Annotated in this window: 13 protein-coding genes and 1 riboswitch; of the genes, 6 read left to right on the top strand and 7 right to left on the bottom strand. The window is 64.0% G+C overall.

Annotation, left to right across the window (positions count from 1 at the left end; all coding sequences use genetic code 11):
- Positions 1-47: 47 nt before the first annotated feature.
- Together KXV01_RS13175 and KXV01_RS13170 are read left to right on the top strand one after the other, a co-directional pair.
- Complete coding sequence (locus KXV01_RS13175; RefSeq protein ID WP_049415794.1) at positions 48-2,450, top strand: ribonucleoside-diphosphate reductase subunit alpha; 2,403 nt, start codon at positions 48-50, stop codon at positions 2,448-2,450.
- 153 nt (positions 2,451-2,603) lie between these two features.
- Complete coding sequence (locus KXV01_RS13170) at positions 2,604-3,623, top strand: ribonucleotide-diphosphate reductase subunit beta (protein WP_005420683.1); 1,020 nt, start codon at positions 2,604-2,606, stop codon at positions 3,621-3,623.
- A 132-nt stretch (positions 3,624-3,755) separates the two neighbouring features.
- On the opposite strand, the gene KXV01_RS13165 is transcribed toward KXV01_RS13170, so the two are convergent.
- A complete protein-coding gene (locus KXV01_RS13165) occupies positions 3,756-4,391 on the bottom strand; it encodes a LysE family translocator (protein ID WP_099495443.1) in 636 nt (211 codons plus the stop codon).
- 90 nt (positions 4,392-4,481) lie between these two features.
- Here KXV01_RS13165 and KXV01_RS13160 point away from each other — a divergent pair, with 90 nt between their 5' ends.
- The 3 genes from KXV01_RS13160 (at position 4,482) to KXV01_RS13150 (ending at position 6,998) form a co-directional block, all read left to right on the top strand.
- Positions 4,482-4,883: an acyl-CoA thioesterase gene (locus KXV01_RS13160; RefSeq protein ID WP_021203756.1), complete on the top strand. Its 402-nt coding sequence runs from the start codon at positions 4,482-4,484 to the stop codon at positions 4,881-4,883.
- Between the two features lie 43 nt (positions 4,884-4,926).
- On the top strand, positions 4,927-5,733 hold the full coding sequence (locus tag KXV01_RS13155; RefSeq protein ID WP_099495444.1) for an NAD-dependent protein deacetylase: 807 nt from the start codon (positions 4,927-4,929) through the stop codon (positions 5,731-5,733).
- Between the two features lie 164 nt (positions 5,734-5,897).
- Entirely contained in the window at positions 5,898-6,998 is a 1,101-nt protein-coding gene (locus KXV01_RS13150) for an NADH:flavin oxidoreductase/NADH oxidase (RefSeq protein ID WP_080354726.1), read from the top strand.
- Between the two features lie 3 nt (positions 6,999-7,001).
- Here the strand turns inward: KXV01_RS13150 and KXV01_RS13145 are convergent, their stop codons facing one another.
- Positions 7,002-7,913, bottom strand: a complete 912-nt coding sequence (locus tag KXV01_RS13145) for a LysR family transcriptional regulator (protein ID WP_049438538.1) — start codon at positions 7,911-7,913, stop codon at positions 7,002-7,004.
- Between the two features lie 114 nt (positions 7,914-8,027).
- Between KXV01_RS13145 and purU the strand changes: the two genes are divergently transcribed.
- The gene (purU, locus tag KXV01_RS13140; RefSeq protein ID WP_049415819.1) at positions 8,028-8,879 is read left to right on the top strand and encodes a formyltetrahydrofolate deformylase; all 852 of its coding nucleotides are present in this window, start codon (positions 8,028-8,030) and stop codon (positions 8,877-8,879) included.
- Between the two features lie 140 nt (positions 8,880-9,019).
- Here the strand turns inward: purU and pncA are convergent, their stop codons facing one another.
- The 5 genes from pncA to KXV01_RS13115 all read right to left on the bottom strand — a co-directional run bounded on the left by pncA (position 9,020) and on the right by KXV01_RS13115 (position 14,651).
- The gene (gene pncA / locus KXV01_RS13135) at positions 9,020-9,646 is read right to left on the bottom strand and encodes a bifunctional nicotinamidase/pyrazinamidase (protein WP_049438534.1); all 627 of its coding nucleotides are present in this window, start codon (positions 9,644-9,646) and stop codon (positions 9,020-9,022) included.
- A 55-nt stretch (positions 9,647-9,701) separates the two neighbouring features.
- Positions 9,702-10,373: an epoxyqueuosine reductase QueH gene (locus KXV01_RS13130; protein WP_263467853.1), complete on the bottom strand. Its 672-nt coding sequence runs from the start codon at positions 10,371-10,373 to the stop codon at positions 9,702-9,704.
- A 138-nt stretch (positions 10,374-10,511) separates the two neighbouring features.
- Positions 10,512-10,729, bottom strand: a riboswitch (cobalamin riboswitch).
- A 320-nt stretch (positions 10,730-11,049) separates the two neighbouring features.
- A complete protein-coding gene (locus tag KXV01_RS13125; protein ID WP_263467852.1) occupies positions 11,050-11,976 on the bottom strand; it encodes a retron St85 family RNA-directed DNA polymerase in 927 nt (308 codons plus the stop codon).
- A complete protein-coding gene (locus KXV01_RS13120) occupies positions 11,973-12,926 on the bottom strand; it encodes a retron St85 family effector protein (RefSeq protein WP_263467851.1) in 954 nt (317 codons plus the stop codon). Before KXV01_RS13120 ends, KXV01_RS13125 begins: the two co-directional genes overlap by 4 nt.
- A 315-nt stretch (positions 12,927-13,241) precedes the next feature.
- The gene (locus tag KXV01_RS13115; protein ID WP_263467850.1) at positions 13,242-14,651 is read right to left on the bottom strand and encodes a nicotinate phosphoribosyltransferase; all 1,410 of its coding nucleotides are present in this window, start codon (positions 14,649-14,651) and stop codon (positions 13,242-13,244) included.
- Positions 14,652-14,683: the final 32 nt, after the last annotated feature.

The following is a 14,683-nucleotide window of genomic DNA, read 5'->3' as shown; positions in this document are numbered from 1 at the left end:
ACCCCGATGCATCGAGCACCCCCAATCACGCCAAGAGGACATACGCCGTGAGCACCGAATCCAGCGCCACCATCGAGAAGGAAAGCGAATTCCTGTTGACGTCGCCGCCGACGGCCAACGCGATGAGTGTGACCAAGCGCAACGGGACCACCGAGCTGGTGGACCTGAACAAGATCGTGCGCGCGGTGCAGCGTTCCTCCGAAGGCCTGCACGCCGTTGACCCGATGCGCGTGGCCACCCGCACCATTTCCGGCCTGTACAACGGCGCCACCACCCGCGAGCTGGACGAACTGTCCATCCGCACCGCCGCCCTGCTGATCGGTGAAGAGCCCGAGTACGGCCGCCTCGCTGCGCGCCTGCTGGCCAACTACATCGCCAAGGAAGTCTCGGGCCAGGAAATCTACGCCTTCTCGCAGTCGGTCAGCCGCGGCCATGAAGTCGGCCTGATCAACGACCGCCTGCTGAACTTCGTGCAGACCAATGCACGCAAGCTCAACGACGCCATCGACGGCGCGCTGGACCTGAACTTCGATTACTTCGGCCTGCGTACCCTGTACGACCGTTACCTGCTGCGCCATCCGCACACCCGCAAGGTGATCGAAACCCCGCAGCAGTTCTTCCTGCGCATCGCCAGCGCGCTGAGCGAGGACGTGTCCGAGACCCTGGCGCTGTACAAGCGCATGGGCAACCTGGACTACCTGCCGTCCAGCCCGACCCTGTTCAACTCCGGCACCACCCACGAGCAGCTGTCCTCGTGCTTCCTGCTGGACTCGCCGCAGGACTCGCTGGAGTCGATCTATGCCAAGTACGGCGACATCGCCCAGCTGTCGAAGTTCTCCGGCGGCATCGGCGTCAGCTACACCCGCGTGCGTTCGCGTGGCTCGCTGATCAAGTCGACCAACGGCCACTCCAACGGCATCGTGCCGTGGCTGAAGACCATGGACTCGTCCGTGGCCGCGGTGAACCAGGGCGGCAAGCGCAAGGGCGCGGCCTGCGTGTACCTGGAAACCTGGCACGCCGACATCGAGGACTTCCTCGAACTGCGCGACAACACCGGTGACGAAGCCCGCCGTGCGCACAACCTGAACCTGGCCAACTGGGTGCCGGACCTGTTCATGAAGCGCGTCGAGGCCGACCAGGAATGGTCGCTGTTCGATCCGCGCGTCGTGCCGGAGTTCACCGACCTGTTCGGCGAAGCCTTCGAGGCTGCCTACCTGCAGGCCGAAGCCCAGGGCAAGGCCAACCGCACCATCTCCGCGCGCAAGCTGTACGCCCGCATGATGCGTACGCTGGCCGAGACCGGCAACGGCTGGATGACCTTCAAGGACAAGTGCAACCGCGCCAGCAACCAGACCCTGCGTCCGGGCAACGTGATCCACCTGTCCAACCTGTGCACCGAAATCCTGGAAGTCACTTCCAACGATGAAACCGCAGTGTGCAACCTGGGTTCGATCAACCTGGGCAACCACTTCGACGAGCACAACGAGTTCGACTTCGAGAAGCTGGCCGAGACCGTGCGCCTGGCCGTGCGCCAGCTCGACCGCGTCATCGACCTGAACTTCTACCCGATCGAAACCGCCCGTCGCGCCAACCTGCGCTGGCGTCCGGTCGGCCTGGGCTGCATGGGCCTGCAGGACGTGTTCTTCCGCAAGCGCCTGCCGTTCGACAGCGCCGAAGCCCGCGCGCTGTCGAAGAAGATCGCCGAAGCGATCTACTTCCACGCGCTGGAAACGTCCTGCGAGCTGGCCCAGGAACGCGGCAAGCACCCGTCGTTCAACGACACCCGTGCCGCCAGCGGCGAACTGCAGTTCGACGCCTGGAACGTGGTGCCGGAAGACACTGCGCGCTGGGATGCCCTGCGTGAGCGCATCAAGGAACACGGCCTGCGCAACTCGCTGATGATCGCAATCGCGCCGACCGCGACCATCGCCTCGATCGCCGGCTGCTACGAGTGCGTCGAGCCGCAGGTGTCCAACCTGTTCAAGCGCGAGACCCTGTCCGGTGACTTCCTGCAGGTCAACCGCTACCTGGTCAACGAGCTGAAGAAGCTGGGCCTGTGGACGCCGGAAATGCGCGATGCCATCAAGCTGGCCGAAGGCTCCATCGCGGGTCTGCCACAGATCCCGGAAACGCTGCGTGAGGTCTACCGCACCGCGTGGGAACTGCCGATGCGTTCGCTGATCGACATGGCCGCCGAGCGTGGCGCCTTCATCGACCAGTCGGCCTCGCTCAACCTGTTCATGGAAAGCCCGAACATCGGCGCGATGTCCTCCATGTACATGTACGCCTGGAAGCAGGGCATCAAGACCACCTACTACCTGCGTTCGCGCCCGGCCACCAAGATCGCCAAGACCACGGTGAGTGCCGCCGCACCGGCCAAGGTGTTCAGCCCGGACGAAGCCATCGCCTGCTCGCTGGAAAACCCGGAAGCCTGCGAGGCGTGCCAGTAAGAGCGGCACCGCCGCGCGGTAGTGCCGGCCGCTGGCCGGCACTCGAACACCTCGCACCTGTAGAGCCGAGCCATGCTCGGCTGCAGCACGGAAACACCAAGGTAGCGCCGGGCCATGCCCGGCGTTTTGACCCGAGAATTCAAGGAAACACCCATGGCCGACAAGCCCAAGCAGATGCTGCTCGATCCCGGTTTTGAACTGACCCTGCGCCCGATGCGCTACCCGCAGTTCTATGACATGTACCGGAATGCGATCAAGAACACCTGGACGGTGGAAGAGATCAACTTCCAGATCGACATCACCGACCTGCACAGCAAGATGTCGCCGGGCGAGCGCCACCTGATCCACCGCCTGGTCGCGTTCTTCGCCACCGGCGACTCGATCGTGTCCAACAACCTGGTGCTGAACCTGTACCAGCATCTCAATGCACCGGAAGCGCGCATGTACCTGTCGCGCCAGCTGTATGAAGAAGCGCTGCACGTGCAGTTCTACCTGACCCTGCTCGACAACTACCTGCCGGATCCGGAAGAGCGCGCCAAGGCGTTCTCGGCGGTGGAGAACATCGACTCGATCAAGAAGAAGGCCGATTTCTGCTTCAAGTGGATCGACTCGATCCAGGACCTGACCCGCATCGAGACCCGCGAACAGCGCCGCCAGTTCCTGCTCAACCAGATCTGCTTCGCTGCATGCATCGAAGGCCTGTTCTTCTTCGCCGCGTTCGCCTACGTGTACTACTTCCGTTCGCGCGGCCTGCTGCCGGGCCTGGCCTCGGGCACCAACTGGGTGTTCCGCGACGAGAGCGCGCACATGGAGTTCGCCTTCGAGTCGGTGCGCGTGGTGCGTGAGGAAGAGCCGGACCTGTTCGACGACGAGATGAAGCAGCAGGTCTACGACATGCTGGCCGAAGCCATCGAATGCGAAGTGCAGTTCGCCGAGGACGTGCTGTCCGGCGGCGTGGCCGGCATCTCGACCCGTGACATGCGCCAGTACCTGCAGCACTGTGCCGATCAGCACTTCGCCAAGCTGGGCATGGAAAAGAAGTACAACGTGCGCAACCCGCTGCCGTTCATGGAGCTGCAGGACGTGCAGGAGCTGACCAACTTCTTCGAACGCCGCGTCTCGGCCTACCAGGTCGGCGTGCAGGGCGAAGTCGCCTTCGACATGAACTTCTGATCGAAGCGGTCAGGCCTGTCGCAACGAAAAACCCCGGCCAGCGCCGGGGTTTTTCGTTTCTGTAGCGTCGAGCCATGCTCGACTGATCTCCGCAAACAGCAGTCGAGCACGGCTCGACTCTACAAGGAGCGGCTAGCGCCGCCCTTCCACCGCCATGCGCACCGCCAGCCCGGCCAGCACCGTGCCCATCAGCCAGCGCTGCACCCTCTGCCAGGTGGGGCGTGCGGCCAGGAAGCCAGCGATGCTGCCGGCGGTCAGCGCGATCATGCCGTTCACGCTGACGCTGACCAGGATCTGGGTGGAGCCCAGCACGATCGACTGCATCAGCACGCTGCCTTCGCTGTCCGGGTGCAGGAACTGCGGCAGCAGCGACAGGTACATCACCGCCACTTTCGGGTTCAGCAGATTGGTCAGGAATCCCATCGTGAACAGCTTGCGCGGGCTGTCCTGCGGCAGGTCACGCACCGCGAACGGCGAACGGCCGCCGGGCTTCAGCGCCTGCCAGGCCAGGTACAGCAGGTACAGCGCGCCACCAATGCGCAGCGCCTCATAGGCGAACGGCACGGTCATCAGCACGGCGGTGATGCCCAGCGCCGCGCACAGCATGTAGAACACGAAGCCCAGCGCCACCCCGCCCAGCGAGATCAGCCCGGCGAGCGGCCCTTGGCAGATCGAGCGCGAGATGACGTAGATCATGTTCGGCCCGGGCGTGAGCACCATGGCCAGCGAAACCAGCGCGAAGGCCAACAGGTCGGAAAGTGCGGGCATGGGCGGTTCTGGCAGTGGGCGTGGCGCAGTGTAGCGCTGCCTGCACGGGGCCTGGCTTAAAATTGCCGCACCCCACACCGAAGCACCCCCATGACCCCGATCCCCGAGACCGTGCCGCCCACCGAAGTGCGCATGGCCGAAATCGTCTTCCCCAACCACACCAACCACCTCGGCACCCTGTTCGGTGGCCAGGCACTGGCGTGGATGGACAAGGCCGCCTTCCTGGCCGCCGCCCGCTATTCGCGCCGCACCGTGGTGACCGCGCGCAGCGACCAGGTCGACTTCAAGCTGCCGATCCGCATCGGCCAGATGGTGGAAACCATCGGCCGCATTGTCGAAGTCGGCCGCAGCTCGATGAAGGTCGAGGTGGAACTGGTCGCCGAGGACCTGCATAGCGGCGAGCGCAAGCTGTGTACCCGCGGCCACTTCGTGATGATCGCGCTGGACGAGGACGGCCACCCGATCGCGGTGCCGCCGCTGCCGGCCGCCTGAGCCGGCGCTTGCACGGGCGCTGCGGCGCCCCCATCTGGCAGCCATGACCTCGCCGCTGACCGACTTCATCGACCGCGCCCGGCGCCTGTTCGTGCTGACCGGCGCCGGTTGCAGCACCGCCTCGGGCATTCCCGATTACCGGGATGCCGACGGCCAGTGGAAGCGCACCCCGCCGGTGACCTACCAGGCGTTCATGGGCGAAGCGGGTACCCGCCAGCGCTACTGGGCGCGCAGCCTGCTGGGCTGGCCGCGCTTCGGCCTGGCCCGGCCCAACGGTACCCACCAGGCCCTGGCCGCGCTGGAAAACCACGGCAAGCTGCAGCTGCTGCTGACCCAGAACGTGGACGGCCTGCACCAGCGTGCCGGCAGCCACAATGTCATCGACCTGCATGGCCGCCTGGACCGGGTGCGCTGCATGGGCTGCGAGCGCCGCAGCGGCCGCGAGGATTTCCAGCAGCGGCTGCTGGACGCCAATCCGGGCTGGGATGCACTGGAGGCCGGCATCGCGCCCGATGGCGATGCCGATCTGGAGACCGATTTCTCCACGTTCGTGGTGCCCGATTGCCCGTACTGCGGCGGCCTGCTGAAGCCGGATGTGGTGTTCTTCGGCGAGAACGTGCCGCGTGAACGGGTGGCGGCGGTGCACGATCACCTCCAGCAGGCCGACGCCGTGCTGGTGGTGGGCTCGTCGCTGATGGTCTATTCCGGCTTCCGCTTCGTGCAGGCGGCGGCGAAGGCAGGGGTGCCGGTGGCGGCGCTGAACCGCGGCCGCACCCGAGCCGACGACCTGCTGTTGTTCAAGGATGAGCGGGACTGCGCTGAAGCGCTGGCCGCCTGGGCTTCGCGCTGAGCCGAGCATGGGCTCGGCTCTACAAGGGGCGAGGGCTTCTGTAGGGCCGAGCGCACGCTCGGCTGCTGCAGGTCACGCGAAACAGCGATCCATCCAGACGGTTGATTCGCAGGCCGTGCGGCGGTGCAATACGCCCCCTCTATCCGCCTGTCCCCCGCATCGCCGTGACCCAGCTGTTCTCGCCGATCTCGTTCGGCCCCCTGACCCTGTCCAACCGCATCGTCATCGCGCCGATGTGCCAGTACTCCGCCGAAGACGGTCGCGCCAGCGACTGGCACGCCATGCACCTGGGCAACCTGGCGCAGTCCGGCGCCGGCCTGCTGATCCTGGAAGCCACTGCGGTCGAGCCGCGCGGCCGCATCAGCTGGGCCGACCTGGGCTTGTGGGACGACGGCACCGAGGCCGCGCTGGCGCAGGTGCTGGCCAGCGTCCGCCGCTGGTCGCCGATGCCGCTGGGCATCCAGTTGGGCCACGCCGGCCGCAAGGCCTCGGTGAACCGCCCATGGGACGGTGGTGGACAGCTGCCGGCCGGTGATGCGCGTGGCTGGGCCACCGTGGCGCCGTCGCCGCTGCCGTTCCATGCCGCCGACCCGGCACCGCAGGAACTGGACGAGGCCGGCATCGCCGAGCTCATCGCCGCCTTCGCCGCCAGCGCGGTGCGCGCCGAGCGCCTGGGCTTCGAGCTGATCGAGCTGCATGCCGCGCACGGCTACCTGCTGCACCAGTTCCTGTCGCCGCTGAGCAACCGCCGCACCGACGGCTATGGCGGCTCGCTGCCGAACCGCCTGCGCCTGCTGGTGGAAGTATTCGACGCTGTGCGTGCGGCGGTATCGGACAAGATCGCCGTGGGCGTACGCATTTCCGCCAGCGACTGGGTCGATGGCGGCTGGGACCTGGTGCAGAGTGAAGCGCTGGCCCAGGTGCTGGACGCGCGCGGCTGCAACTTCCTGCATGTCTCCAGCGGTGGCCTGGACGAGCGGCAGAAGATCACCGTCGGTCCCGGCTACCAGGTGCCGTTCGCCGCAGCGATCAAGGCCAAGGTACGCATGCCGGTGATCGCGGTGGGCATGATCACCGAACCGGAACAGGCCGAGTCGATCCTGCGCCATCGCCACGCCGATGCCGTGGCCCTGGCGCGCGGCATCCTCTACGACCCGCGCTGGCCGTGGCATGCCGCCGCCGCGCTGCGCGACAGCGTGGAACCGGCGCCGCAGTACCTGCGCTGCGAGCCGCGCGACGCGCGCGGCGTGTTCAAGGCGCGCTGAGGCTCACACCCGCCAAGCCGGCGCCATGCCGGCCTGCAGGTGCTCGAACAGCGCGCGGATCTTGGCGGTGAAGTCGCGGCGGTCGCTGACGCAGAAATAGACGTCCATCGGTTCCGGCCGCCACGCGCTGTCGGTACCGAACACCGCCTGCAGTCGGCCGTCGCGCAGGTAGGGCTCGGCCACGAACGCAGCCAATCGTGTGATGCCGGCACCCGCCGCCGCCAGCGACGCCAGCGCATCGATGTCATCGCAGACCATGCTCGGCGGCAGCGCGGCGTCCACGCGTTGGCCGTCCTTCAGCAGGCCCCAGCGCAGCGGCCGGCCATCGGTGGGGAAGCGGTGCAGCAGCCCGCGATGGCTGCCCAGATCCGAGGGTTCCTGCGGGGTGCCATGGGCCTGCAGGTAGGCCGGCGAGGCGCAGAACACGAACGGCACGCGCGCCAGCTGCCGTGCGACCACACCGTCTTCCAGCTGCGCGCCGATGCGGATGCTGGCATCCACCGCCTCTGGACCATGCTGCACGGCACGGTCAGTCAGCCGCAGTTCCAGCTGCAGCTGCGGGTAGCGTTGCTGCAGTGACGGCAGCAACGGTGCCAGCACGTGGCGGCCGAACGCGCTGCTGCTGGCGATGCGCAGGGGGCCGGCCGGTTCGATATCACCGGAGGTGACCATCGCCTGCGCGCGCGCCAGGTCGCCCTCGATGTGGCGCACCTGCGCCAGGTACAGCGCGCCAGCCTCGCTGAGGGCCAGTTGGCGCGTACTCCGGTTCAGCAGCCGTACGCCCAGATGCGCTTCCAGCCGGTTGATGTTCTGGCCGACCGCGGTGGCGCTGATGCCAAGGATGCGGGCCGCGGCGGCAATGCTGCCGGTCTCTGCGGTGCGGGTGAAGCTGCGGATCAGTTGCAACAGGTTCATGACCGACCAGCTTGCCACGGTGATGGCCAAGTATCGCTTGGGACTGAACCAAGCGGTTCGGTTGCATCGGTGATGATCCGGCTGCTGGGCAGGAAGCTGCCCTACACTGTGGCGATGCGCCCCGATTCCATCCTCACCCTGTCCTGCCCCGACCGTACCGGCATCGTCTACCGCGTGTCCGGCCTGCTGTTCGACCACGGCTGCAATATTCTCGACGCCCAGCAGTTCGGCGACGAGGAAAGTGGCCGCTTCTTCCTGCGCGTGCATTTCGACCGCGATGCCAGCCTGCCGCTGGAAACCGTGCATGCCGCGATGGCCAAACTTGCCGAAGGCTTCGGCATGGACTGGCAGCTGCATGACGGCCGCCGCCGCGCACGCCTGCTGGTGCTGGTCAGCAAGCAGGGGCACTGCCTCAACGACCTGCTGTTCCGTGCCCACAGCGGCCAGCTGAAGGTCGATATCGCGGCAGTGGCGTCCAACCACGCCGACTTCGCGCCATTGGCCGCGTCCTACCAGGTACCGTTCCACCACCTGCCGGTGACCGCCGATACGCGTGCGGTGCAGGAGCAGCAGATCATCGACCTGGTCGAGCGTGAGCGCATCGACCTGGTGGTGCTGGCGCGCTACATGCAGATCCTGTCACCCACGCTGTGCCGCGCGCTGGCCGGCCGTGCGATCAACATCCACCACAGCTTCCTGCCCAGCTTCAAGGGCGCGCAGCCGTATCACCAGGCGCACGCGCGCGGAGTCAAGATCATCGGTGCCACCGCGCACTACGTCACCGAGGATCTGGACGAAGGCCCGATCATCGAACAGGACGTGGCCCGCGTCGACCACGCCATGGCGCCGCGCGAGCTGGTGCGGCTGGGCAGCGATACCGAATCGCTGGTGCTGGCGCGCGCGGTGCGCCGCCATGTGGAGCACCGCATCCTGCTCAACGGGCACCGCACGGTGGTGTTCCGGTAACGTGCTGCCCCTTCGGGGTTCGCCGGGCATGGCCCGGCGCTACCCACGGGTGTGATCCGGTGGTGCCGGCCGCTGGCCGGCAACTGCAGGGGTCCAGGCGTTGCCGGCCAGCGGCCGGCACTACCACCGGCGACCACGCGTCAGATGATCGCGATCCCCGCTTTGCCCAGCGCTTCGCGCACCATCGCGTTGTTGGCTTCGGTCACCGGCCGGGTCAGGTCCCACAGGAACTTCACCCGGAAACCGGACTTCACCGCGTCCTGCGCGCTCCACAGCACGCAGTAGTCGCGGGCCAGGCCACAGACGTGCACTTCGCGGATGCGGCGCTCGTGCAGCCAGCCGGCCAGGCCGGTGGCCGGGCGCTCGCCATCGGGGCCGTGGTTCTCGCGGAAGGCGCTGTACGAATCCACCTGTGGGCGGGTGCCCTTGCGCAGGATCAGGTCGGCCGTGGTCCAGTCCACGCCCGGGTGCAGCGCGGCGCCATCGCTGCCCTGCACGCAATGGTCGGGCCACAGGGTTTGTGGCTGCGCGTGCAGCAGGATGGTCTCGAACGGTCGCTTGCCGGGGTGCTGGCTGGCGAACGAGGCGTGGTCGGCCGGGTGCCAGTCCTGGGTCGCCACCACGGTGCGGTAGCGGCGCTGCGCCAACAGGTCGGCAATCGGCGCCACCAGCGCATCGCCCTGGTCGCAGGCCAGCGCACCGCCCGGCATGAAGTCCGGCTGCAGGTCGATCACCAGCAGGGCGACATCGGCGGGCACGGCGGTCATGGCAGATCCACTACATCAGAAGGGGCGACCAGCGTGGCCGCCCCATGCCTGCACGTCAATCGCCCTGCGGCGTCCCAGCGTCCTGCCCGTAGTACAGCAGGCCGATCCTGATCCGCTCGCGGCCGTTCTCACGGCGATGGCGGTTGGCATCGCGCAGCGAGTACACGCAGCCGCAGTACTCCTGCTGGTAGAACTGCTCGCGCTTGCTGATCTCGATCATGCGGCTGGCACCGCCGCCCTTGCGCCAGTTGTAGTCCCAGTACTGCAGGCCTTCATAGCGCGACGCCGCACGGATGCCGCAGTCGTTGATCTGCGCCATGTTCTTCCAGCGCGAGATGCCCAGCGACGAACTGATGGTGTCGTAGCCGTGTTCATGCGCGTACAGCGCGGTGCGCTCGAAACGCATGTCGAAGCACATCGTGCAGCGGATGCCGCGCTCGGGCTCGTTTTCCATGCCACGCGCACGGCAGAACCAGTTGTCGGTGTCGTAGTCGCAGTCGATGAACGGGATGCCGTGCTGCTCGGCGAAGCGGATGTTCTCCTGCTTGCGCAGCTCGTACTCCTTCACCGGGTGGATGTTGGGGTTGTAGAAGAAGATCGCGTAGTCGATCCCGGAAGCGGTGATCGCCTCCATCACTTCGCCGGAACAGGGCGCGCAGCACGAATGCAGCAGCAGGCGCTTGCCATCGGCGGGCAGGGTAAGGGTGGGGCGTTGGAACTCGGTCATCGTGGCGTGCGTCAGGGCGTGGGAGCGGTCTGGCCGGTTACCGTGAACAGGACGCGCGCGGCCACGCCGCCTGCGCATGCAGGCTGGCGATGGCCCCGGCACCCTCCCCGCGGAGAGTCCAGGTCGAATCAGGGGACGGTCGTGTCCCCCGGCCGGGGCCGGTCTTCGGGCTGATGGACACGGACCGCAGCCCACCTACTCCCTGCCGCTTCCCAGGCGCGAGCCCAGTGCTGTTGGCAGGATTCGTTTCCATTCACCGCTGCGGGGCAGCTCCGGAATGGGCGCGCCAGGCGCCTTCACCGGATTCCCGTTTAAATCCTTCCCCGCGCGTGAACGCCTGGAGGGATACCTTCGGCGCGCCCACGGTGGACGCGTTGGCGGCGCGGGTCAAGGGGGCGCTGGGGTCGGACGGAGCCCAATCGCCTTTTCAACGTAATAGTCACAGCGAAGATGGCTGCCTTGTGCGTTCAGGCGCCTAATCAACGGAATGAAAAGAGTGGCGCCACGAGTGGCTGGATTTTCTAGTGACGAATTGAGTAATTCGAATTGACTAATAAGCTTGGTGAATCCTCCGTGCGAGCACTTGCCATCGCCCAAGTTTTGAAAGGTGGGCTTCATGGCTATAATTTTTCGCAAATTGCACTCGTGTGGGATGCTGGAGATTAATACTTCTAATTCATTTCGACTGTTTGGGCAGGACCCTATATGCCGAAGCTCCGTACGTATTAATTAGAACTTTGCGAAAGTCCGGCTCTACGCTCAGAACAAAAGCAAGTTCACCTTTAAGTCTGATGGCTTCTTCATCGGACATATTTCCGCTAAGGAAGCGCAAGACACCCGCTCTTACTCCGCGCTTTCTCTCTCTTCCTACGCTTACGCCGCCTTGATTTGTTAGCGTCAAGCCTGTCACAGTCATGGAAGTTGAGCGACCTACTGCGACCCTCTTGTCTTCATTAAAGCTAAGTCTTGGCTGAGTGCAGTCTCTGACAAGCTTGCGGATAATATTCTCAGCCTCGACCAGTACGTCGGGCGAGTTGCATGATATTGATATGTCGTCGGAATATCGACTGTATCTAACATTCAGTGGCAACATGGATTCGCTGATGCTGCTGTCCAACAAGTACATGGCAGCATTTGCAAGAAACGGAGAGCTAGGTGCACCAATGCACAGAACTTTCTCTCCATTTGGGCGCCATGTGCAAGAGTTGATGATGAACAGTATTTCAGCATCAGTCATGTTTTCGCAGCTGCTTTGCAGTACTTTTGCGAGCGTTGCTGCGTTAATGCTGCCGAAAAAATCTTTGAAGTCGAGCTTCGTAAGAAATCGACATCCTGCATGCACAGAGGCATTAATTAGGATTGAGCTGTTCTTTTTGTAGGCTGTGGCAAGTGGGTGAACGAGAAGTTGTGGCGAAAGTATGTCGCATATCGCGCGTTGAACAGCTTTCACCTCCCTAGCTGGTTGTGCGACAGTTCGGATGCCGCCGTTCTTCTTCCGTAAATCAAAGGTTTTGTACCTGAGAAATGCAGTCTTAGCAATTCTGTGACAACTCGATCGAGAAATTCCGGTTGTCGAAGAAATTTCCGAAACGACACCGCTCATTTTGATTTCCTGATGGCTTTGATGACATCACTTCTGCTGGAGAGTTCTTTTTCATAGAAAGCCAAGGTGTCCACCTGGATTCTTTCTTTATAGAACTTGTAATTGTCCGTCAGGCCAAACGATATTCTCGATTGCCAGTCTCTTACGAAGTAATACGTGCCATGACCCTTTCTTCGGGAGAAAAGCATTTCGCACTTTGTGAGTAGGAAGATGTACTGTGCAACCTGAATCGGCGGGATGGAGATTCCAATCTTGGCTAAGAAGTCGCAAATGTCCTTTTCGCTCAATGCGCCAAATAAGTCGCACAAGTCACAGATAAGGTTCATCGTATGCGCCGGTTCCGACAATTTGAAATTGTGCTCCTTTCCGGCTGGCGAGGCTTGATCTCTAATGCTTTGGATGATCTCCTCAATGTCGCCAGAAACGACAGAAAAATCAGCGATAGGTCTGCCGTCGTGCGCGACCCTCTCCCAGTCATAAACTAAGACTGAGCTATTGGACTTAAGCTCAATTTTATTGAGCGGGCCAAGTCGGATGAAGGATTTTTGTTCGTAGTGATGATTGGAGACTATGACCAGCAGCCGGTCAAGAAATGGTTCGCTCACTGAGAATGCACCCAGTTCCGCAATAGAACCAGCAGTCTCCACCACTAAAACAATAACAGCAGAAAGGCCTGCTAGATGTTCTTCAAAGGTAAGGAGGTCGGAATATACCCCTCCATCAAGCCAATCTTTCGTGTCTTCTGCCAGCCGAACTCGATGGGCCAATTCGTGCCGGCCGTTAGTTAGCTCGGAATATATTAGATGCCTTACCGACTTGACAGGATGGGGCTGGATGTCACTGATGCCCCCGCAAAGAAGGATAAAGCCCTCAAAAGCCTTTACCCTGGTCTTTGTAAGATCCACATTTTCCAAAAAAACTAGCCGTGGATCACCATCACTGCTCTTCACCAAGAGAACGCCCCGTATAGCCGGTGCGGGCTTACCGCGAGGACCCACTGGACCGGAACGGTGAGCCCGTGCCGGCTATGCGGGGCGATAAACCCAATCAATCCATAGCTGTCTGGCGCAACGCCAGACTATTCTGCTTCCATTTCAAGCGCGTAAAGAGCACCTCGATTTTCACCGTTTCAGTTCGCTTGTCAAGCATATGTAGCGGCGCGTGTGAGGTTCAAGCGTGACGGAGGTGCAAGTGACCCATTGACTTGCCGACATCTGCCAAGAGGTCCGGTGGCCGGTGAGGCTATCCAACGCGAGAGGGCCCTTTCAGCGCCCCGCCGCCGCCCGGGCCCGGATGGCGTCCAGCCGCTGGTCGTGCAGCAGGCGGCCGTTCTCCCACACGGTCACCATTGCGTCCTCGAAGCCGTCCGGCAGGGTGTCGTCGCCGTTGGCCGGCAGTGGCACTGTATGCAGGCTGCCGTCATCCAGGCGGCGCAACAGGTGCATGCGGCCGCGCTTGCTGGTCTTGCCCGCATCGGTGACCGGATCCTTGTAGACGTCGATCCACTCACCGTCGACCCGTGCCGCCGAGCACTTCAGCGCGAACTTCTGGGTGTCGCGGTCCAGCCGCTGCAACAGCGCGCCGCCCATGCCGAAGGCCACGTTGTCGGCCGAATAGCCGTCGCCGGTGATGCGCTGCAGGATGGCGCGGATCGTATCCGGGTTGATGCCATCGCCCTGGATCACCCGCACGTGGTTGAGCACGCGGTAGCCCTTGCCGTTGATCACGTGGCCGAACGCTTCATCCAGCCGGCGCAGGCTTTCGGCCACCACCTCCACCGGGTCGCCCGAGTCGGGACGGATGACCAGGGTGGCGCCCGAAGCGATCACTTCATCGCGCAGGGTGGTACCCCAGTGCTCACTGATCGCGCGGTAGATGTCATAGCTGTCCGACACCACTGCCACGATCGCGCCCGGCGTGCCGAACTGGCGCAGCATGTTGCGGTAGGCGTCCACTTCGCGCTCGCGGCCCCAGCTGGTGATGGTGCTGTGCTCGGCGGCGGGAATCGAATAACCGGCCATTGGCGCGTGATAGTGGGCACGGGCCAGGCACAGGGCCGATACGGTGTCGGTGCCGAGGAAGTTGACCAGGTGTGCGGCACCGCCCAGCGCGGCCGATTCCAGGCTCGATACCCCGCGCGCGCCGAAGTCGTGCAGCTTGAACGGCAGCTGCCCCTGCGGATCGTCGCTGGTCCGCTGCAGGAACGCAGCAATGGTCTGCCGTGCATGCCAGCTGATGGTGGCCACGGTGACCGGATACCACACGCGCAGCAGCAGCGTTTCCAGGTACGACGGCACCCAGAACGCAGCCGGATCGGTCGACTCGATGGTCATCAGTGCCTGGTGGGTGGGCACCACGCTGCCCTCGGGAACGGCGCGGATGCGCACCGGCAGGTGGCCGCCAAGCCGGTCGACGATATCGCGCCAGCCGGCCTCGTTGAACGGTTCGCCGTGCGCGGCGAATACCGCAGCAGCGTCGTCGATGTCGGCGTGGGTGACCGGTCGTGCCAGCGCCTCCTTGAGGATCGCCTGCAGGCCGAAGAACACCGTCCGATCGTGCAGGCCGCCACGTGATTCCACATAGAAGAACGTGGCATCGGTGCCCGGCGGGTACTGCAGCCAATGGCTGGCCTTGTAGCTGTCGGTATTGAGGAGAAGATTATCGAGGTAGTGCATGACGGAAGCTCCTTCGCGTCGAGTGACACCAG

Origin of the sequence: Stenotrophomonas sp. Ps181, from assembly GCF_025697425.1 — a bacterium.
Classification (GTDB): domain Bacteria; phylum Pseudomonadota; class Gammaproteobacteria; order Xanthomonadales; family Xanthomonadaceae; genus Stenotrophomonas; species Stenotrophomonas sepilia.
This window is presented reverse-complemented; position numbering and strand designations above follow the sequence as displayed.